We start from the raw sequence: 18,869 nt of genomic DNA on the forward strand, positions 1-18,869 counted from the left end.
GTCGATGTCACCGATCAAAACTCCGGCCGGAGTCGAGACCGGCCTGACGGCCTTGGCTGTCAGCCTGCGCGGCGTGACGAAGGCCTATGACAACGGCGTCATGGCGCTCGGCCCGCTCGATCTTGCCGTGCGCAAGGGCGAGTTCATTTCGCTGCTCGGCCCGTCCGGTTGCGGCAAGTCGACGGCGCTGCGCATCATCGCGGAGCTCAGTGCGCCGTCGTCAGGCACTGTGCGGCTGGCGCGTCACGAGGGCGTGCCGCAGCCGGGCCACGGCATCGGCTTCGTGTTTCAGGAGCCGACCCTGATGCCCTGGACCAGCGTGCGCGAGAACGTGCGGTTGCCCCTGAGGCTCGCAGGTGTGCCGAAGGCGGACGCGCGTGCGCGTGCCGACGCGGCGCTGGCGAGCGTCGGGCTCGCCGATTTCGCCGAGGCATATCCGCGCGAGCTCTCCGGCGGCATGAAGATGCGGGTGTCGCTGGCGCGCGCGCTCGTCACCGATCCAGACATCCTCCTGATGGACGAGCCGTTCGCGGCGCTCGACGAGATCACGCGCTTCCGCCTCAACAACGATCTGCTCGCGCTGTGGCGCAGCCTTGGCAAGACCGTCATCTTCGTCACCCATTCGGTGTTCGAATCCGTTTATTTGTCGCAGCGCGTCGTGGTCATGACGGCGCGGCCCGGCCGCATCCAGGCCGACATCCGCATAGAGACGGTCGAGCCGCGGGCTGAGGAGTTTCGCACCTCGGCCGCCTATTCCGATTATTGCCGCCGCGTGTCGGCCGCGCTGGCGCCGTCCTATTCGGGGCAGTCGACGCTATGAACGCGCCAGCTGCCGTCACCGCAAAACCATCAGGCGCGCAACGCGCGATGCGCTTCGTGCTGCCCGTCATCGTGTTCGCGGCTGGTCTCCTCGCCTGGGAATTAGTGGTCCGCATCAAGGACATCCCGCCTTACGTTTTGCCGGCGCCCTCCGTCATCGTCCTGACATTGATCAAGGACTGGTCGGTTCTGTCACAATCGCTCGCCGCCACGCTTCTGACCACGCTCGAGGGCTTTGTCGCCGCCAGCATCGGCGGCATCGCGCTGGCGCTGCTGTTCAACCAGTCGAAATGGGTGGAATATTCGCTATTCCCCTATGCCGTGATCCTTCAGGTCACGCCTGTCATCGCGATTGCACCGCTGCTGCTGATCTATCTGGAGCAGCAGACCGCGGTCGTGGTCTGCGCCTTCATCGTCGCCTTTTTCCCGGTGCTGTCCAACACCACGCTGGGGCTCAATTCGGTCGATCGCAACCTTGCCGGCCTGTTCCAGCTCTACGGCGCCTCGCCGCCACAGACCCTGCGCTTTCTGAAGCTGCCGGCGGCGCTGCCCTATATCCTCGGCGGCCTGCGGATTGCCGGCGGCCTGTCGCTGATCGGCGCGGTCGTGGCCGAAATCGCGGCCGGCACCGCCGGCGCCGGCTCCGGGCTCGCCTACAGGATCGCCGAATCCGGCTATCGATTGAACATACCCCGCATGTTCGCAGCGCTGCTTTTGTTGTCGCTGGCCGGGATTGTCATCTATGGGGTGCTGGCGCTAGTTTCCCACCTCGTTTTACGGCGCTGGCACGAGAGCGCGCTTGGAAAGGACAACTGATGACTGCCGCTTCGATTTCGTCCGAAAAGATCGATCTTCTGATTTATGGACCGGTGCGGCCGATCCTCGACAACGGTTTTTCCGATCATTTCGTCGTGCACAAGGCGGAGACGCGGGGCGATCTCGAGCGGTTGACGCCGGCGATCCGCGAAAAGATCCGCGGCGTGGCGGTGACCTATCACACCGTGCGCGCCGACAAGGAGTCGCTGTCGCAACTGCCGAAGATCGAGATGGTGGCGAGCTTTGGTGTCGGCTACGACCACATCGACGCCAAATACGCGGCCGAGCACAACATCATCGTCACCAACACGCCCGACGTGCTGACCGAGGAGGTCGCCGACGTCGCGATGGGTCTTCTGATCTCGACGGTGCGCGAATTCATCAAGGCCGACCGTTACGTGCGCTCGGGCCTCTGGCAGACCCAGAACTATCCGCTCAGCGTCGGCTCGCTGCGCGACCGCAAGGTCGGCATCGTCGGCATGGGCCGCATCGGCCAGGCCATCGCGCGCCGGCTCGATGCCTCGCTGGTGCCGGTGGTCTACCACTCCCGCAATCCGTCCAAGGACGTCTCCTACAAGCACTATCCCGATCTGATCGAGATGGCGAAGGCGGTGGATACGCTGATGGTGATCGTGCCCGGCGGCGCCAGCACCAACAAGATGATCAATGCCGAGGTGCTGAAGGCGCTCGGCCCCCGTGGCGTGCTGGTCAACGTGGCGCGCGGCTCGGTGGTCGACGAGCAGGCGCTGGTGCAGGCGCTCAAGTCCGGCACCATCCTGGCCGCCGGCCTCGACGTGTTCGCGGCCGAGCCGACCGTGCCGGACGAGCTCAAGGCCATGCAGAACGTCGTGCTGCTGCCGCATATCGGGTCGGCATCGGTGGTGACGCGCAACGCGATGGATCAGCTCGTGGTCGACAACCTCAAGTCCTGGTTCGCCGGCAAGGCGCCGTTGACGCCTGTCGCCGAAACGCCGTTCAAGGGGCGCTGATGTCTGGTCTTCGGGTCGTTGCATTCGCCGTCGCGGCCTGTTTGGCCGCGATCGGCCCTGCGCTGGCGCAGGATGCGACGACCCTGAAGAAGGAGATGCCCGGGCAGTGGGAGCTGTCGACCACCGAGCGCAGCAAGACCTGTGTCGTCACGCTCAAAGCTGACGCCGCGGGGCAGGCGTTCAAGCTGGAGCTGGAGCCGGCCTGCAAGACCGCGCTGCCCTTCACGAAGGATATCGTGGCCTGGAGCGTCAAGGGCCTCGACATCGTTCGTTTGCAGGACGCGACCGGTGAAGCGGTGATCGACTTCACCGAGGTCGAGGCCGGGATCTTCGAGGGCCTGCGCCAGGGCGAGGGCGTCTACATCCTCCAGGATCTCGCCGCCGCCCGCTCGATGGCCAAGTCGATGGACCAGATGATCGGGGACTGGTCGATGGTGCGCGGCAACGGCCAGCCGGTGTGCGGGCTGACGCTGACCAACACCGAGGCGAGCCCGGACAATTTCCAGGTCTTCCTCAAGCCGAAATGCGATCCGGTGATTGCGCAATTCAATCCGGCGCAATGGCGGCTCGAGCGCGGTCAGATCGTCCTGATGTCGAAATCGGGCGAGGTCTGGCAGTTCGAGGCCGACGACAACGCGCAGTGGCGGCGCGTCCCCGATACCGCCGATCCCCTGATCATGCTGCGTCAGTAGGCGCCCGCCTCGTTCGCATCGGCGAGGCGTGCAGGCCGGATCTCGAGATTGGCCCAATTGCGCTGGTACTCGCCTTTCAGACTCTCGAATGAGACCATTTCCCGCTCCCGAAAATTGATGAATAATCGAAATTTCGTAGCAAGCCAGATATGGGCCGGGCGCTGTGATCAGCGCGTGACTCCAGCGCGATCTCCCGCAAATGTGGCAGGTTGCCGGGCTGGGACATGTGAACTGGCTTACAGCTTCAGCGGGAAAATGGGCGGCGCGGCCGGACCGTAGCCGTGGCCTTCATCGCGCGAACCGCCGGCGAGGGAACCGGCATGGTTGTCCGTCCGTTAACGACGCAGACGGTCCGGCAAGGAGCCCTGCATGGCCAAGCGCATCCTCGCGATCGGCATCGAACCCGGCAATGCGGACTACAGCGCGTTCCCGCAGCTCACGCCGGAGCTGGTGCGCGATTACATCGAGGCGCAATTGCTGCGCCTGCGCGATCTCGGCTACGAGGTCACGAGCTGCCTGATCGATCTCGACGTCACCGCGGAAGCCGGCGTCACGGCGGCGCTGCGCGAGGAGAGCTTCGACTGCATCGTGATCGGCGCGGGCCTGCGCGAGCCGAAGGAGCGCCTGCTGCTGTTCGAGAAGGTGCTCAACCTCGTCCACCGCCTGGCGCCTGACGCCGCGATCTGCTTCAACACCACGCCGGCCGACACGGCCGAGGCCGTGCAACGCTGGATCGATTCCTGATGGCGGGCGCGGTTCCGTCCTGAATTCAAATTGCCTGTCGCCGCAGCGTACGGTCTCGAAAACGGGATTGAATCGATCTGACGTTCGTGCAATTGTAGCGTGTGTTGCGACGAGATATTGCGCGTGGCGACATGCCGATATCCGAATTGTTATAAGCGGTGTTTGCTTTCGGTCGCCAAAGCGCCGGAAGCCTAATGTATTTTAAAGCGCGCGCGTCCGATGGGATGCGAGCACGTGTCTGGATGCGGGAGCAGTTCCGTATGGTGCGCAAGAAGCCGGCGGGCGCGACAAAGGCTGATCCGGGCGATGTACGACGAGTCTTGACCAAGACTTCGATTGCGCCAGATCTGCTGGCCGTCATGGATCGCCGCACCAACAGGAAGGTCGCAAAGGCCGCTGCTGCGGAGCCGCCCACATTCAAGGTGATCATCGAATTTAACCGAGGGTTCCCGGGCGGAATCGGTGGCGCCCGGCTTGCATTGCTATGGGCTTACAGCAAGGCGCGAGGCTTGCCCGACCCTTCTGTCCAGATGAACCTTCTGCCCGCGCTCGCACCTGCTGCGTCCCGCTTCGATTCCTCGTTGATCGCCCTGTTGGAGCCCGCCGACAGCGTCGACATCGAGAAGTCGATGTGGACGGACAATTATGCTTTCGCAAAGCTCACCAGCAAGACGATCGGCAGGCTCTCGGATTGCAAGCTGCCGGACGTGACCGGTTCCCGATCGCCGCCCACGGCTCAGTCATCGTCGGCGGCGACGAAGCCGATTTCTCTAGTTTACAAGATCTGGCGGGATCACGAGATTGCGCGTTGCGTCTATGAGTCGGTACGAACGATCAAGTGCGACGCGGCACTCAACACCTTTCAGGCGAGCGGAAAGGGGATCGTCTGGGCGGTGGCAGATACGGGAATTGACGCAACCCATCCGCATTTCCGGTCGCTCGAAACCACCAAACTACCGGATGGACTCCTGCATAAGGATTTTACGGGGCAGCATCCGAATCCCGATACGTCTCAGGCCGCAGCCCTAACCGATCAGGACGGGCATGGCACACATGTAGCCGGCATCATCGCAGGGCTGACCTGCCGCACGCAGGACAACGTGCCGGGGACTGTTACGGCAGTCACTAGGATGAGCATCAGGACGCAGATCCGCGACGGCAACGGTGACGTCAGCAAGGTCGATGTCGAGTACAAGAAGCCGATCGCGGGATTGGCGCGCGACTGCAAGCTCGTGAGTCTGAAGGTGCTGACCAATGGCCAGTCGGGCGATCTCAGCAATCTGCTGGCCGCGCTCGGTTACATTCAGCGCTGCAACGACAACGGGCGGAGCCTGAAGATTCACGGGGTGAATCTCAGTCTCGGCTATTCGTTCGATCCCGAATGGTTTGCGGCTGGGCAGAGTCCTCTTTGTGTCGAGGTCGACCGCCTCGTGCGCTCAGGGGTTTGCGTGGTCGTGGCCGCAGGCAATGGCGGGTACGGTATCGTCAACACCCAGTCAGGGGCAGCCGAGCGTGCGGCGCATATGGGCACAATCGCGGATCCCGGCAACGCGAACCTTGCCATCACCGTGGGATCGACCCATCGCGACATGCCGCACTCGTTCGGCGTTTCGTTCTTCTCGGCCAAGGGCCCAACCTCGGACGGACGGATGAAGCCCGATCTGGTCGCGCCGGGCGAGCGCATTATCTCCTGCGCCTTGATGAACAACGCTGCCGCGACTGAGGCATTGTTTCGCGAGGATTCCGGAACCAGCATGGCTGCTCCCCACGTCTCTGGGGCGATCGCGGCCTTCCTGTCGGTCCGCAACGAATTCCTGGGGCGGCCCGAACAGGTGAAGGAAATCTTCGTGGCGGCGGCGACCAACATCAAGCGGCGGCCCGAATTTCAGGGGGCCGGTCTGCTCGATCTGCTGCGCGCTTTGCAGTCCGTCTAGGGAGGACGCCCATGAGTGATGTTCCGTCGATTTGGCTGGAGTTTGACGAGGATGGCGCCATTGATGCGGGCGTCGTAGGGCCGCTCACGGCGCTGCTCAGCAAGCCGGGAATCGAGGACCTGGTGGTGATGTCCCACGGCTGGAAGAACGACAGGAACGATGCGACCAAGTTGTACGGTACACTCTGGGCCAATGCCCGCAGCAATTTGCCGGCTGGCCGGGCGGACAAGGTCGTTGTCGCGGGCGTGCTGTGGCCAGCCAAGGCTTTTCAAACCGACTTCGATGCCGCGGCGCTAACTGATGTCGGTACGCAAGGCACGCTGTCCGCCTCCGGAGGCCCTCCGGTTTCAGATTTGTCGCAGCAGGAGTTCGATGCGCTATTGACGGACTTCGCCGCTTTCCTGGGGCCGTCTGCGACGCAGACGATCGCAGCCGCGCGCGTTGCTGCCCAGCAGTTGGATGCCGGCGCCTCCCGTGACCTTGTCAAGCAAGCCGCAGCAGCAGTGAAGATAGATGCGAGTTCATCCGACAAGGAACTTCGGGGCGACGCAACCCGGATCGCGCGCGCCGTCGCCGATCGTAGCGAAGCACAGTTTCTGCTCGCCAGCCTTGCCACGCCGCCCGTGCTGAAGCTCACCCCGAAAGTCGGCAGTGCCATGGGCCTCGGCAGCGCCGTGCATGGCTTTTTCAACGGCGCGCGCGCGGCCGTCGGCCGCTTCCTCAACCAGCTCACCTATTATGAGATGAAAAAGCGTGCTGGCGTCGTCGGCGTCAGCCTCGCCGCCAACGTTCTTGGAAAGCTCACGCCCTCGCATGCCATTCGGCTGCATCTGGTCGGCCACAGCTTTGGTGGGCGATTGGTCACGGCGGCAGCCAATCGATGGGATGCGGTTCCGAACCTGGAGCTGTTTTCGCTCACGATCCTCCAGGGTGCCTATTCCCACAATGCCCTGTCCCATCAGGTCGCGGGGGCATTTCCGAAGGTGGTCGGCAAGCCCACGGGCCCGATCGTGTTCACGCACACCCACAACGACCTTGCCTGTACGCTCGCCTATGCGATCGCATCGCGGTTTTCCCGTGACACCACCCAGGGCGTCGGAGATGCAAGCGACGAGTTCGGCGCGATGGGTGCAAATGGGCCTCAGAAGCTCGAGCCGGGCGCCAGCGAGCCCGACAACGTCACCCAGATATTCGCGCCCAAGCGAGGCAAGATCAATACGTTCCTGGCCGACCAATACATCATCAAGACCAGCGAAACGGACGCTCACAACAACATCACCAATGCGGTCGTCGGGAAACTTCTGGCCAGTGTCATCCAGGCATGATCGGCCGTGAGAGGTCATAGCATTTTGCGTACAGTCATTTCGCGAAGGTGCGTGTCACATGCCAATATCGCTGCGGGGTGTCATCTTTGATTTCGATGGGCCCATCTTCGACGGCCGCGCCGCAAGCCAAAAGGCGCTGGCGACGACTTTCGATCAGTATGAGGCGGCGGTCGGACGGCCTGACATTGTGGCCAATGCGTTGCCGCTTTACGGTCCCAATGCATTGATCGCTCTTGCCTACGCCGACCTTCCCGCTGCGACGCCGAAACTTGCGGAAATCTGCGACTTCTATCGCACGACGCTGAAGGCGTGTGAACGTCAGGGCAAGGTCGTCAGCGGGGTTCAGCCGCTCCTTCAGAATCTCAGGGGGCGTGACATCAAATGCGCGATACTCTCCTCGCGCGCGACGGCCGATGTCATCGAACTGGTAACCCATCTCGGTCTGCACGTCGCCCTCGATGAGATCTGGGGAAGGGATGCGCCGTTGGGCCAAAAGCCGGATCCTGCGGCGGTTCGGGCCCTGGCCAGGAAGTTGAACGTCGCGCCGAATGAGCTGGTCTACATTGGCGATTCGGATCGCGACTACGACGTCACCAAAGGCACCGACGTCGCTTACTACCACGCCGCCTGGACGGGCGAGCCGAGCAGTCGAGCCTACACCGGCTGTCGTGCCTTGCTACGCAATGTTGCCGATCTCGAGGCTGTTCTTCGCGACACGCCTTCCCCACAACTCGGGTCGCATCGGAACATGCCATCTACTCTGAAGGACGCTATCCGTGTCGATCGACTGGTGTTCTATGCCGGCGCCGGGGTATCCGTCCAATCTGGCATCGGTGGTTGGAATGATCATTACTCTCCTATCCTGCAAAAGTTGAAAATGAGCCTGTGGGCGGGTCAAACGACCTACAGCCTGCCGCAACTGCTTCAATTGGTCGCCGCCGAACCGGCGCGGTCGCAGGATGTCTATGAGCACTTCAAGCAGAGCTTTGCGCAACGCAAGAATAAGCGACCGAATGCCTATCACTATGCGATGATGCGGTCGGGCGCGTCCCGGATATGGACCACCAACTACGATCAGTTGTTCGAAGCCGCGCTGGCAAGCGGGAATTTCCCGCACTCCGTCGTGAGGGACGATGGCTCTCTGCTGGACAACTTTGCCAACAGCCGCCTGATAGTCAAGATGAACGGAGACTTCGAGAACTCGAGATACTCGATTGATCTCGAATGGGATATCGTTTTCCTGGAGCAGCAGTTCGATCTGGCTGAACGCCACCGCCGGGAGATATGGCGCTTGTTCGAAGACGATTACCGCAGCAGTTGCATGGTGTTCGTCGGCACCTCTTTCACCGACCCGGCCTTGCGTCGCCTTCTGTCCAGCGCGGCCAAGGCGGTTCCACGTACCCGTTTCTGGCACCACCTTCTAGTGAAGGCGGCTGAGCATCCTGCCGACCGCATCGTTGAGGCCATGTATGTCGAGAATCTGAGACGCATGCGGATCGAGACGCACCTCTTCAAGGACTATCCCGACATCGAGCGCTGGGTGCGGCAGATCGCCGTGATCGCAAACAGGCCGATTGTGGGGTTCAGCGGCACCGCCAAGCAGGAGGACCGCGTGCTGGTGCCGGATGGTGTCCTCGAAGACGGAACAATCAAGACGTCCGCATCGAGACGCTATGTGAGCGGATGGGACGCGCTCTGGCACGGCGCGACTTCCGGGTGACATCCGGCCATGGCCCCGGAGTGGGAGTTCCCGTGGTCGAGGCGGCCTTCAAGGAAAATGCGAGTACGGCGCGCTTCTACTTGCGCAAACGTGGCAGAAGCCAATTCAGCCGCACCGCTCCCGCGGTGGTGGTGTCTGAGGACGATGGCGTTCCTGGCGGAGATTTTGGCCGCATGCGGGAACGATTTGTTAGCGAGCTCGACATCCTCGTCGCCATCGGCGGACCATCGCGCGAGGAAGGAGAATCCGGGACGTTGAACGAGATCAACATGGCCCTGGCACGGTCGATTCCGGTCGTCATTCTCAAGCAGGCGGGCGGAAGCGCTGCGCGGCGTAAAGCGGAGATGATGCAAAACCTGAGCGTGACATATTCCGATCCGGAGGTCGCCAAACTGGTCCGAAAAGTCAACGAGGATCTCGATGCGGTCACCGCCGAGGCGTTGCCGGCCTATGTCGACAGCATACTCGTCGATCAAATCGAGGATCTGGTCGCGGTCTCTATCGGCAGCGAGACTCGTCGCGCCGCCGATGGCGACGACATCGTCGCTCAGCGGAGATGGTGATGTCCGAGCCGGCGCGGAGTGAGCTCATTGGCATGATCGCCGATCTCAAGGACTGGCTTCGTGCCTACGCGATGCATCCGGCGTGCGTCGACGTGGCTTTCATTGGAAACACCAGCGGTCATTATCCATCGACGCCTGGACTGATGGTGGATTTCGACGCCTTTGTTTTCGTTGCAGAGATGAATTCTGCCGCCGGTCAGCCCATCGCGGCGCTGCGCGAAAGATGGACGGACGCCTGCCACGCGCGAGCGATCGATTTCGAGCTGCGTATTGTCGAAGGTCCCTATAAGCCGCCCCTTGCGATTCTGCGCCGGCCGGTCCTTGTGGTTCATCTCGGTGTCTTCACCGAGTCGCTTTATCTCGCCGCGGCGCCGCTCAAGCGCTGGGCGTGGCGAAAATACATCTGCGAGCGCGAGCCGGGACGTTTGGCCCGCATGGCACCCCCACGGCCGACGCTTGCCGAGTTCATCACCGGCCCAAAGGGGCTGCGCGAGCGATGCGAGGCGATCGAGGCCGGTGCCGTGGAGATGACGGAATGGCTGCTGCCCGATTTGCAAGCCAGATCCTTCGTCATCACGCTGGATGAAGCCAACTTCGTCGAATGTTGCTTCGCCTATGCAGCCAATACGGCACGGAATCACGCCCGGACGCTCGGCATGGGTGAAGCCGATCAGCTTCCAAATTCCGAGTTTTTCTCCTGGTACGACCAAACGGTCCTTCGCTCTCCCGAGCTTGTCGATCTGATGAACCACAAGGCCGCTTGCAGAGATCAAGGCTTTGTCGTGGAGATCGCGCATGCACGCAGGCTCGCCCTCCGTTACATGAGGGCGTTGGAGCGGCATCTGGCTCAAATTAGTTAGCCGGCATTGTTCCGTTGAGGAGAGGCGATTCAACCGTCCATTGGTGATTATTCTGGTTTGAATGGCCAGCGGCGTCTATGATGGCTGACCAGATGGGAGAGTTACAAATGCTTCGAGGTCTTGGAATCGCGGCGTGTCTGACGGTTGCGATGACAATGCCGGCGCATGAGGCCGCGGCCCAGGATGCCATCGGCGGTGCGATCATCGGCGGTGTCGGCGGGGCAATCCTCGGCGGCGCGCTCGGCGGTGGACGTGGCGCCGCAATCGGTGCCGTCGTCGGTGCCGGCACCGGCGCTGCAATCGCCTCCGAGGGCGAGCGCCGCCGCTCCGGTTATTACGCCTATCAGCGCGGCTGCTACATGCAGCGCCCCGACGGCTACTACGTCCGGGTCGATCACAGGTATTGCTACTGAAGCCCGGAAGCGCCGTCGCGCCTTAGCTCTTGCCTGCCGGCTAAGGCATGATCTGGAGCAGCGCCTCCGGCTTGATCGAGACCTCGCCGGCGAACGGCCGGTCATGCGCGGCGATCAGCAGGACCGAGGTGGCGACGCCGGTCGCGAACAGGCCCATCGCGATCGCCGATCCCAGCCGGTTGTCGCAATGAACGAGGCCGATCACCAGCAGCGCACAGGCGGCCTGGAGGTAGAGGCACCACCATTTGACCGGGTTCACCGCGGCGAGGCTGACGATGATCCGCTGCCGCCGCGCATCCAGCGCCTGCTCCAGCGCCGCGATGAGCTCGCGCTGCACATTCGCCTGACCCGGGCCTTGCGGCGTCATAGAGACGACGAGCTGCAGGGCCTCGGCGAGCGCGGGCGGCGTGGCCTTCAGCGACACCTGCTGATGTGCCATCATCGGCCATTCCACCGCCACGGCCTGCCCGACATAGTCGCGGACCAGGCCGCGCAGCTTTGTCTCCTGCTCCGCCGGCAAGCCGGCGGCCAGCAGCACGGCACTGCGCAGCGCGCTCGCCTCGCGGCTCACCGCGGCGCTGGCGCGGTCGCTGTCGCCCCAGACCTGCGCCGCGGTAAAGGCGACGAACAGGCCGAAGATGATGCCGAGCACCGGCAGCATGCCCGGCGAGATCGCCTTCAGCGATTTCGCGCGCTCTCCCGTCGCGGCCATCGCAACGCCTGCGAAGATGGCCGCGGTCAGAAGGTAGGTGAATCCGAAGATCACCAGCGCCATCACGGGCACGGGCAGATTGTGCAGCCAGTCGCTCATCGTGCCCTTGTCATCTGATTTGAAGCCCTAGATCAACCGCATCCCGCGCAGGCTCGCATGTCCGTTCTTCCCGACGATGATGTGGTCGTGCACGGAGATCCCGAGCGGTTTTGCGATGTCGATGATCGCCTTGGTCATCTGGATGTCGGCCTGCGAGGGCGAGGGATCGCCGGAGGGGTGGTTGTGCATGATGCCTGTCATTTCTATAAGGTATTGATTTTTAAGTAATAAATAGCAAGATGACGAGGAGTGGTGCCGGAGACTGGGGTCGGTTGATCATGCCCGACCGTGACCATCACGCTTGATCACTCCTATGCTCGCCGCGTCCCTTGGATGCACGGCACTGCACCTTATTCTTTTCATCCCACGCATCAAGCTCGTCGAGCGGGTAGAGCACAGCCTTGCCAATTTTGACGAAGGACGGGCCGAGACGCATCGCGCGCCAATTTCGAAGCGTCCCAACCGAAATACCGCCCCGGTAGCGTTCAGCCACCTCGTCAGGCGTAAGGAATTTGCTGTCTGCCACTACCGCCTCCTTTGGCAGCACGACCAAAGCCGTGTCGCCGCGTCTTGAGTTGAATATCGCGGTAGTCTGTCGAGGTTCGCTTCGGGTCTTTATTTCACGCGCCCAGGCCCGGGACCTCACGCTTCCGCACGGACATACATGCTGCGCAATTCACCGCCGCGAAAGACGTCAGAGGCAGGAGTCGTAGAAACGGATACCATAGAGGCCACATAGGCGGGGTGACTGCGCCTCCTTTCGTCGACCGTGCTAGGTGCCGGACAGGTGCTGCGCCACGGGTATGTGGACGATTTCCGTCACGAGTTTGAGGGGGGCGTTCGGGCGCGGAAAGACACGACAGACTTCAAAATCCGGTTCCGCGAGGGTGCCGGTTCGACCCCGGCCATCCGCACCACCTCCTCTAGTTAGCGCACGGCGGCGCTACAACGTTGATGGCGGGAAGACGGGCCAGTCCGTTGATGAGCCATCGCGGTGAGGCAGTCGCAGCGCAGCGAGGCGAAAACACAGCGTTGATCGGGCGACCTTCCATCCACGCTGCTGGGAGAGAATTGCAGTCTTATCCGGCTCGTCGTCGCGTACCGATTGCCGGATAGCGGCGCAATCGATCGGCGCGGTAATTCCTAAGCCCCGAGAATCGGTAGAAGGGCGTGCACGAGCGCGGCGGGCTGTTCGAGCGGGATGAGGTGCCCCGAGCGCTCGATCACTGCCAGGCTCGATCCTACGATCCCTACGTGAAGCACCTCGCTCTCCGTAACGCGGCGGAGCGCATCGCTGGCCGCGGCTACGACGACCGTTGGGCATCTAATCTCGGCCAAGCGATGTGCATCGGCATGCCGCACCATCTTTGACTGTCGCTGGAACACGGCATTGCCGAGGCGCGCACTCATCTGCTGAACACGGGCGATCAGCTCGTCGGTCTGATGGTCGGGGTGTAGCGATGCCGCCACTGCGGCGCGGCTCAGACGTTGGAAACGCGGTGCGTCAGAGCCTGATCCGTGGCGCGAACCTCTATCGCCGCGCGCGGACGTTGCAACTAGCGCGAGACTGCTCACCTTATCTGGCGCGCGATAGGCAATCTCCCGTGCGACGTAGCCGCCCATCGAAAAACCGATCACGATCGTCGGTCCAGTCAACTTCGCCACGGCGCGGTCGGCCATTGCTTCGATCGACCCGTCCAGGGTTGTGTCCGCATCGAAAACCTGGCCATGGCGCTCCAGCACTGGTCGGACTTCGCGCCAGAGATCGGCGTCCAGCATGAAGCCCGGTATCATCAGTATGCACGTCATGCCTTGAATGCATCCTCTCCGTGCAAATCGACGACTCAATCGTTCATGGGCAGCTGCCCCGCTGGTCGAGATAGACCGTGCCCAAGGTGCGCTCGAGCGCCGGGCCCGCGAACTTGGCAAGCGTTTGCCCAACCCTTGCCCAGGGTGTCGGGCCCATGTGCATCCCGATGATGGACATGCCCCCCACAGGTACCCCCGCCTCATCCACCGAGCGGACTATTTCGAGAAGGGATTCCGGGTAAAGTAGCGCTCCGCCAGGTCCGAGCGGTTGAACCATTTCGGCCGTGTGGAGGATCCGAGCATCGGCAATCCAGCTCATCAGCATCGGCTGTTCGCCGAAGCGCACCGGCATGACCTTGGTGGCATTGGCACCTGTTCCGATCGTCACCGCTGCGGACAACGGACGCAGATCGGCCTTCATAGGCGATCGACTATATGCGTCAGGAGCGAGGGTATGCGGCGCCGCAAGGAGCGTTTGCACGATCGCCAGGTTGCGATCACGCACATAAATCGGGATGCCCCTGGCAGCATATTCGCGTAGCCCACCGATGTGCCAGGCAAACCCGGTGGAGGCGATCACCGCCTTCACCGGAAGATCGGGAAACCGCCGCGCCGCCTCGGCCAAAACCCGGTGAGAGTACCCCGCCGAGATTGGAGCGTCGATTATCACAAGCCCATCGGGTTGCCGCACGATGGTCGAATACCAGGAACCCGCGATCTGTATGATGCCGGGCGCGATCTCTTCGGTTCCGCGCCCTGGGTCAGGACCGATAATCTGACCCAATGCCAAGGCATCCATATCCAGTGCCTGAGGGGCGGGGACCGCAGGCAATGTCGCGATCGCGTCTATATCCACTTTGGCATCAAGCCGCAGTCCTGAACGCACGGTCGACCGCAGGTGCACCCCGTCGCGAAAGACATGGGTCTGGAGAGGAAAGCGTAGTCCCTCGACAAGATCATAGACCATGAACTCTGCCCGGTCGGTGATGTCGCCGCGACCGTTCCAGGCGACGGACCCACTGGCGCCATTGTCAAACGCTACAGTAGATTCGGTCGCAGTTGGCAGACCAAGCCGCTCGTCGATGAAGATGCGCACACGAAAGCGACCGTTGCGGAAGGACACGACGCGCTGAAGTGCGTCGTGGGAAACGGTGTCTGCCTCGCGCACCAGGTCAGTAGCCAACCTGGCGAGAAGCAGCGCGCGCACCGGATCTTGGCTTTCCCAAGATGGTGGCGGCGGAATCGCCTTGCCCAAGGCTCCATTCGGGCTTTGCGTGACCTGGGCTTGGCGGCTGAGAAACAACCGTGTTTCGCCGCCGCCCTCGGCCGACCTGATCGTCACCTCTCGGTCGCCCAAGTAATCTTCCAACACGCTCGCCGTTGCGAATTCGCTTACTGGAAACGGCGCGTCGGCATGGTTGTTCTGCGCGAGATCAAACGTGATGCTCTGGATTTCGAAGCGCAGCGTGTGCAACCGGCGCAGATCGCGTCCGACGCCCATGTTGTCGAGCGTGCACTCGACCAGCGCTCGAGCGGTAGAGCAGGCTTCCACTGCCGTCGGATTTCGCGCGTCAATCGCCGAGACCTGCGCCGACGATGGATCGAGGCCGGCGAACCAACAAACCAAGCTTGCTGCGCCTAAGACCGCACCTCGGGCGGGATTGCGAATTCTGGGCTGCAATCGACACATCTCTTTCTAATGACGCGCGATGGCGTGATGCTGACGGCCTGATCTGAATGGCGGGCGTAGCCACCGATCACCGTGTTAGGACTTTCGAGCGATTGCCGGCGGTGCCGTTTCATCACCGGCGCCGAAGCGGACGATTTGCAGCAGGCCGCCGATGATCAACAGGTTCTTCATGAAATGCGGAAGCTGGGCCGGATCGGCTAAGTTGCGATGGAAGATCAGGGCGGTGGCCAAGGTAAATACCGCCAGAACCGCCGCAGCGAAGCGTGTCCGATGGCCGGCAATCAACAGCGCGCCGCTACCGACTTCGATCAACACCGCCAAGACCACGCCCGCCGAGACAAGCGGCAATCCCGCGCCCGAAATCAGCCTTTCGGTCCCCGAAAAGTCGCCCAGTTTCGCTAAACCGCCAGCAACGAAGACGCCACCGATCAGTACCCGACCAGCAACGGAGATAATGCGATTTGACAAGTTTTCTCATCCCGCAAAAATGGGTTGGCGGACACTTGACGTCGCCTTCCACTGGTTCGGTCGAATTTAATATAGATAACTATATCTAATCTGCAAGCGCTGATTTGGCGCTGCCCCTCTCTCGCTGTCGGCTCTGAACGGCGGCTGGTCGGTTGGAGGATGGCCTGATTGCCGCGGGCGGGCTGAGCGAAATCGAGGCGTCTGAAGTGTCAGAAGGTCGCGCGCTGGTAATGGCGTAACCTGGTATCTGTTATTGCTCGAAATCAGCTCGTGACGATCTTTCGTCGGCCGGGTGTATCGCACCAAGCCCGATCTTGATTCTGTTCCAGGCGTTGACCTGCGCGATCAGCAACGTGACTTCCACCGACTCTTCCTCGCTGAAATGCAGACGCAGTTCTTCGTAAGAAGCGTCCGGCGCGTGCGTTTCGGACACCAGTGTGAGGGCTTCGGTCCAGCCCAACGCGGCGCGCTCGCGATCGGAATATAATCCAGACTCGCGCCATGCGCTCAGCAGATGTAGCCTATCCTCGGTCTCGCCGTGCTTACGGGCATCCGCGATGTGATGATGGATGCAGAAGGCGCATCCATTGATCTGCGAAGCACGGGTCATGACAAGCTCTCGCAACAGAGGTTCGAGACCATTGGTTTGAGCTGTTTTCCCCAGTTCGATCCAAGGCTGCATTGCCGCCGGGCTCACGACGAACGGGTTTAGCCTCACTGACATTGCGATCTCCTCTCCAGAGTTTCGCCGCTATGACGATTTGCTCGCAGTGATTGTGACATGAATTCCACGAATTCCCGCCCGGGCCGCTACGATGCGGCAGGGGCCTCGTGCCCTGGTCGAGCCCAGTCCTTCAGACAGATTGGAATGCGGTCGCAGACGTCGCAGCTGAAGGAACTCGGCTAAGTCGAATTCAGGTTGCAGCCGGAGCTGCGGACATGTCCATCCACATCGCTTCCCAGACATGGCCATCGGGATCCGCCAGATTGCGATTATACATGAAGCCGTAGTCCTGCTTCGCGTTGACGTCCGCGGTTCCGCCATTCTCCGCGGCGGCGTCGTTCATCGCATCGACGTCGTCGCGGCTCCCACACGACAAGGCGAGCATCACCTCGCTCGAGGTCGACGGGGCAATCGGACGATGCGTGAAGGTCTGCCATTTCCCATGAGTAAGCAGCATGACGTGGATGACGTCTGTCAGGACCATGCAGGCGCTGACCTCGTCGCTGAATTGCGGATTGTGCGTAAAGCCAATCGCCTCGTAGAAGGCTTTCGATTTCGCAAGGTCTGCAACGGGAAGATTGATAAATATTGTTCTCGGCATTTCGTGTCTCCTTTGTTGATGTCAAAATTCTGGGTCAAACTCGCGCCTACGGCGGACTTTTTGCTTCATCGCCCATCGAGTAACTGCCCTGCCTCAGCGGACGGAAAAACGTCCGAATGTCTTCGGCGAGCAAGCCGGGGACTTCCCAGGCGGCGAAGTGCCCCCCCCGAGGCAGGTTCGACCAGTGCACGACGTTGAACGCTCGCTCCGCCCAACTGCGGGGCGGCATCGGCAGCTCCCCGGGCAAATGAACGATACCGCAGGGCGGCGTGATCCGCTGTCCGGCGGCCAAGTGCAAAGGATGCTCCCTGGACTCGCTGTAAAAGCGCATCGCGGAATGTGCAGTGCCAGTCAGCCAATGCACCATAATGTCGGTGATCATCTCGTCCTTCGAGATGATCTCGTCTGGCTCGACCTGGCAGTCGCTCCAGCTGCGGAACTTCTCGACGTACCAGGCCGCCAAACCGACGGGTGAATCAGTCAGCGCGTAAGAAAGGGTGAGCGGCTTGGTGGCCTGGATGGCAATGTAGGCGCCCTCGGCTGCTGTCCAGTCGGCGACGCGGGCGAGATAACCTTCTTCCTCAGAGGTAAGCGGCGGGTCGTCGGGGCTGAGCGCAGGCCGGAATCTCGTTGATAGATAGTTGAGGTGGACGCCGACCAATCGATCCGGATGCTGTAGCGCTGTCGCGGCGCTGATCCACGATCCCCAGTCCCCGCCCTGGGCGCCAAACTTGGCATAGCCAAGACGCGTCATGAGTTTCGCCCAAAGGTCCGCGACAGCGAACACGCTGGTTCCCCTTTCCTTCGGGCGACTGGAGAAGCCATAGCCTGGAATGGATGGCGCGATGACGGTGAAGGCGTCGGCGGGATCGCCACCGTACGATGCCGGATCGGTCAACATCGGGATGATCTTCAGTAACTCGACAAAGCTTCCAGGCCACCCATGGGTCAGCACGAGAGGAGCTGGCGCTGGTCCTTTGCCCGGTTGATGAATGAAATGAATCCGGTGCTCGCCGATGTCCGTCACGAACTGCGGAAATGAGTTCAGCCGCTCTTCCTGCGTCTGCCAATCATACTGATCCAGCCAGTATGCGACGAAGCTCTTCATGTAGTCGACAGGCGGCCCGTAGCGCCAGGCGTCGGCCACGACTTCATCAGGCCAAATGGCGCGGCTCAGGCGTTTCCTCAGATCGCGCAGCACCTCGGGATCCGCATGGAAAGTAAAGGGATTGATTGCGGTATCCTTCACCGGGATGCCCTCCGTTGAGGGGTGTCGTCTGCGGCTGGCCCCATTGCTGAGGCGAGGCCAACGATCGCGCGGACATGATTTTGCGCTTCAGCTTCGTCGAGCAGGAAAGCGGCTAGATCGGCACGCTCCATGATGACTTTGCCGGGCGGCATCGCTCCCACATTGAATCGATATCCGCGGGGCCTTCCGCCCTCCAACAGTCTTGGCGGGCGCACGATGGTCCAGTCCAAGTGGGCGGCCCGAATTTCCCGCTCCATCGCCGTGCTGTCGGCCACTTGTCTCGCAAGCAAAAGTCGCAACAGCAAAAGCAGCGGGTTGGCCGTTGGATACAGCAGACCCTGAGAAATCACGAGATAGCGTCGCACACCGCACGTCGTCATGGCCCGGATAACCGCTCGTGCACTTTCCTGGAGGAGGCCCCCATCCTTGGACGATCGCTGGCCGAGACACGAGATGACCGCATCCTGCCCGGTGATCAGAGAGGTAAGCTGATCGCTATCGCGAGGCTCGCTCGCGGCGGCGACGCTGTGGCCTCGAGCCAAGGCTTGCTCGGTGACAAGCCGCCCGGTTCGGCCGGTTGCCCCTAGCACAACGAGCTTCATATCAATGTCCTTGATGACAGGGCGCCTGTTTCCGAAACCT

The 18,869-nt window shown here is 62.0% G+C and carries 20 protein-coding genes and 1 pseudogene; 11 read left to right on the forward strand and 10 right to left on the reverse strand.

The annotated features are described in order from the left end of the window. The first annotated feature begins 4 nt into the window (after positions 1 to 4). From NLM25_RS03825 to NLM25_RS03875, 11 genes are all read left to right on the forward strand, one after another. Entirely contained in the window at positions 5 to 820 is an 816-nt protein-coding gene (locus NLM25_RS03825; protein ID WP_254115326.1) for an ABC transporter ATP-binding protein, read from the forward strand. Next, positions 817 to 1,635, forward strand: a complete 819-nt coding sequence (locus NLM25_RS03830) for an ABC transporter permease (protein WP_254136089.1) — start codon at positions 817 to 819, stop codon at positions 1,633 to 1,635. The genes NLM25_RS03825 and NLM25_RS03830 overlap by 4 nt, the downstream gene beginning before the upstream one ends. Continuing rightward, positions 1,635 to 2,624 carry a 2-hydroxyacid dehydrogenase gene (locus NLM25_RS03835; protein WP_254115328.1) on the forward strand — a complete coding sequence of 330 codons (990 nt, stop codon included), beginning with the start codon at positions 1,635 to 1,637 and terminating at the stop codon, positions 2,622 to 2,624. Before NLM25_RS03830 ends, NLM25_RS03835 begins: the two co-directional genes overlap by 1 nt. Continuing rightward, the gene (locus NLM25_RS03840; protein ID WP_254136090.1) at positions 2,624 to 3,316 is read left to right on the forward strand and encodes an AprI/Inh family metalloprotease inhibitor; all 693 of its coding nucleotides are present in this window, start codon (positions 2,624 to 2,626) and stop codon (positions 3,314 to 3,316) included. Before NLM25_RS03835 ends, NLM25_RS03840 begins: the two co-directional genes overlap by 1 nt. A gap of 369 nt (positions 3,317 to 3,685) precedes the next feature. After that, positions 3,686 to 4,060, forward strand: a complete 375-nt coding sequence (locus NLM25_RS03845; RefSeq protein WP_254115330.1) for a hypothetical protein — start codon at positions 3,686 to 3,688, stop codon at positions 4,058 to 4,060. Between the two features lie 260 nt (positions 4,061 to 4,320). Beyond that, on the forward strand, positions 4,321 to 5,994 hold the full coding sequence (locus NLM25_RS03850; protein WP_254136091.1) for a S8 family peptidase: 1,674 nt from the start codon (positions 4,321 to 4,323) through the stop codon (positions 5,992 to 5,994). A gap of 11 nt (positions 5,995 to 6,005) precedes the next feature. Further along, complete coding sequence (locus NLM25_RS03855; protein WP_254136092.1) at positions 6,006 to 7,319, forward strand: hypothetical protein; 1,314 nt, start codon at positions 6,006 to 6,008, stop codon at positions 7,317 to 7,319. Between the two features lie 58 nt (positions 7,320 to 7,377). Then, positions 7,378 to 9,039, forward strand: a complete 1,662-nt coding sequence (locus NLM25_RS03860) for an HAD hydrolase-like protein (RefSeq protein ID WP_254136093.1) — start codon at positions 7,378 to 7,380, stop codon at positions 9,037 to 9,039. Continuing rightward, positions 9,003 to 9,602 (forward strand): hypothetical protein, encoded by a 600-nt coding sequence (locus NLM25_RS03865; protein ID WP_254136094.1) that lies wholly within the window; start codon positions 9,003 to 9,005, stop codon positions 9,600 to 9,602. Before NLM25_RS03860 ends, NLM25_RS03865 begins: the two co-directional genes overlap by 37 nt. Beyond that, positions 9,602 to 10,462, forward strand: coding sequence for a hypothetical protein (locus NLM25_RS03870; RefSeq protein ID WP_254136095.1), 861 nt, complete (start codon positions 9,602 to 9,604; stop codon positions 10,460 to 10,462). The genes NLM25_RS03865 and NLM25_RS03870 overlap by 1 nt, the downstream gene beginning before the upstream one ends. A gap of 107 nt (positions 10,463 to 10,569) precedes the next feature. Continuing rightward, the gene (locus NLM25_RS03875) at positions 10,570 to 10,875 is read left to right on the forward strand and encodes a hypothetical protein (protein WP_254136096.1); all 306 of its coding nucleotides are present in this window, start codon (positions 10,570 to 10,572) and stop codon (positions 10,873 to 10,875) included. Between the two features lie 40 nt (positions 10,876 to 10,915). Here NLM25_RS03875 and NLM25_RS03880 read toward each other — a convergent pair whose 3' ends face one another. From NLM25_RS03880 to NLM25_RS03925, 10 genes and pseudogenes are all read right to left on the reverse strand, one after another. Beyond that, positions 10,916 to 11,686, reverse strand: a complete 771-nt coding sequence (locus tag NLM25_RS03880; protein WP_254136097.1) for a DUF4239 domain-containing protein — start codon at positions 11,684 to 11,686, stop codon at positions 10,916 to 10,918. Between the two features lie 27 nt (positions 11,687 to 11,713). Then, positions 11,714 to 11,878: pseudogene (locus NLM25_RS03885) on the reverse strand (JAB domain-containing protein); the annotation flags it as partial. Between the two features lie 103 nt (positions 11,879 to 11,981). After that, complete coding sequence (locus NLM25_RS03890) at positions 11,982 to 12,212, reverse strand: helix-turn-helix domain-containing protein (RefSeq protein ID WP_254136098.1); 231 nt, start codon at positions 12,210 to 12,212, stop codon at positions 11,982 to 11,984. A 617-nt stretch (positions 12,213 to 12,829) separates the two neighbouring features. Then, entirely contained in the window at positions 12,830 to 13,495 is a 666-nt protein-coding gene (locus NLM25_RS03895) for an alpha/beta fold hydrolase (RefSeq protein ID WP_375167805.1), read from the reverse strand. A 43-nt stretch (positions 13,496 to 13,538) separates the two neighbouring features. Continuing rightward, positions 13,539 to 15,176: a hypothetical protein gene (locus NLM25_RS03900; RefSeq protein ID WP_254136100.1), complete on the reverse strand. Its 1,638-nt coding sequence runs from the start codon at positions 15,174 to 15,176 to the stop codon at positions 13,539 to 13,541. Positions 15,177 to 15,260: 84 nt separating this feature from the next. Beyond that, the gene (locus NLM25_RS03905) at positions 15,261 to 15,653 is read right to left on the reverse strand and encodes a DoxX family protein (RefSeq protein ID WP_254136101.1); all 393 of its coding nucleotides are present in this window, start codon (positions 15,651 to 15,653) and stop codon (positions 15,261 to 15,263) included. Positions 15,654 to 15,903: 250 nt separating this feature from the next. Beyond that, complete coding sequence (locus tag NLM25_RS03910; protein ID WP_254136102.1) at positions 15,904 to 16,377, reverse strand: carboxymuconolactone decarboxylase family protein; 474 nt, start codon at positions 16,375 to 16,377, stop codon at positions 15,904 to 15,906. A gap of 190 nt (positions 16,378 to 16,567) precedes the next feature. Next, entirely contained in the window at positions 16,568 to 16,978 is a 411-nt protein-coding gene (locus NLM25_RS03915; RefSeq protein WP_254136103.1) for a VOC family protein, read from the reverse strand. A gap of 46 nt (positions 16,979 to 17,024) precedes the next feature. Then, entirely contained in the window at positions 17,025 to 18,227 is a 1,203-nt protein-coding gene (locus NLM25_RS03920) for an alpha/beta fold hydrolase (protein ID WP_254136104.1), read from the reverse strand. Continuing rightward, positions 18,224 to 18,829 (reverse strand): NAD(P)-dependent oxidoreductase, encoded by a 606-nt coding sequence (locus tag NLM25_RS03925; protein ID WP_254136105.1) that lies wholly within the window; start codon positions 18,827 to 18,829, stop codon positions 18,224 to 18,226. Before NLM25_RS03925 ends, NLM25_RS03920 begins: the two co-directional genes overlap by 4 nt. Positions 18,830 to 18,869 lie beyond the last annotated feature (40 nt).

Origin of the sequence: Bradyrhizobium sp. CCGB01, from assembly GCF_024199795.1 — a bacterium.
Classification (GTDB): domain Bacteria; phylum Pseudomonadota; class Alphaproteobacteria; order Rhizobiales; family Xanthobacteraceae; genus Bradyrhizobium.

Excerpts from the sequence above, each read along its gene's own strand:
- NLM25_RS03925 (WP_254136105.1), bottom strand. The coding sequence starts at position 18,829 with ATGAAGCTCGTTGTGCTAGGGGCAACCGGCCGAACCGGGCGGCTTGTC.
- NLM25_RS03880 (WP_254136097.1), bottom strand. The coding sequence starts at position 11,686 with ATGAGCGACTGGCTGCACAATCTGCCCGTGCCCGTGATGGCGCTGGTG.
- NLM25_RS03875 (WP_254136096.1), top strand. The coding sequence starts at position 10,570 with ATGCTTCGAGGTCTTGGAATCGCGGCGTGTCTGACGGTTGCGATGACA.
- NLM25_RS03835 (WP_254115328.1), top strand. The coding sequence starts at position 1,635 with ATGACTGCCGCTTCGATTTCGTCCGAAAAGATCGATCTTCTGATTTAT.
- NLM25_RS03845 (WP_254115330.1), top strand. The coding sequence starts at position 3,686 with ATGGCCAAGCGCATCCTCGCGATCGGCATCGAACCCGGCAATGCGGAC.
- NLM25_RS03910 (WP_254136102.1), bottom strand. The coding sequence starts at position 16,377 with ATGTCAGTGAGGCTAAACCCGTTCGTCGTGAGCCCGGCGGCAATGCAG.
- NLM25_RS03895 (WP_375167805.1), bottom strand. The coding sequence starts at position 13,495 with ATGACGTGCATACTGATGATACCGGGCTTCATGCTGGACGCCGATCTC.
- NLM25_RS03855 (WP_254136092.1), top strand. The coding sequence starts at position 6,006 with ATGAGTGATGTTCCGTCGATTTGGCTGGAGTTTGACGAGGATGGCGCC.
- NLM25_RS03850 (WP_254136091.1), top strand. The coding sequence starts at position 4,321 with ATGGTGCGCAAGAAGCCGGCGGGCGCGACAAAGGCTGATCCGGGCGAT.
- NLM25_RS03870 (WP_254136095.1), top strand. The coding sequence starts at position 9,602 with ATGTCCGAGCCGGCGCGGAGTGAGCTCATTGGCATGATCGCCGATCTC.
- NLM25_RS03865 (WP_254136094.1), top strand. The coding sequence starts at position 9,003 with ATGGGACGCGCTCTGGCACGGCGCGACTTCCGGGTGACATCCGGCCAT.
- NLM25_RS03840 (WP_254136090.1), top strand. The coding sequence starts at position 2,624 with ATGTCTGGTCTTCGGGTCGTTGCATTCGCCGTCGCGGCCTGTTTGGCC.
- NLM25_RS03825 (WP_254115326.1), top strand. The coding sequence starts at position 5 with ATGTCACCGATCAAAACTCCGGCCGGAGTCGAGACCGGCCTGACGGCC.
- NLM25_RS03915 (WP_254136103.1), bottom strand. The coding sequence starts at position 16,978 with ATGCCGAGAACAATATTTATCAATCTTCCCGTTGCAGACCTTGCGAAA.
- NLM25_RS03860 (WP_254136093.1), top strand. The coding sequence starts at position 7,378 with ATGCCAATATCGCTGCGGGGTGTCATCTTTGATTTCGATGGGCCCATC.
- NLM25_RS03830 (WP_254136089.1), top strand. The coding sequence starts at position 817 with ATGAACGCGCCAGCTGCCGTCACCGCAAAACCATCAGGCGCGCAACGC.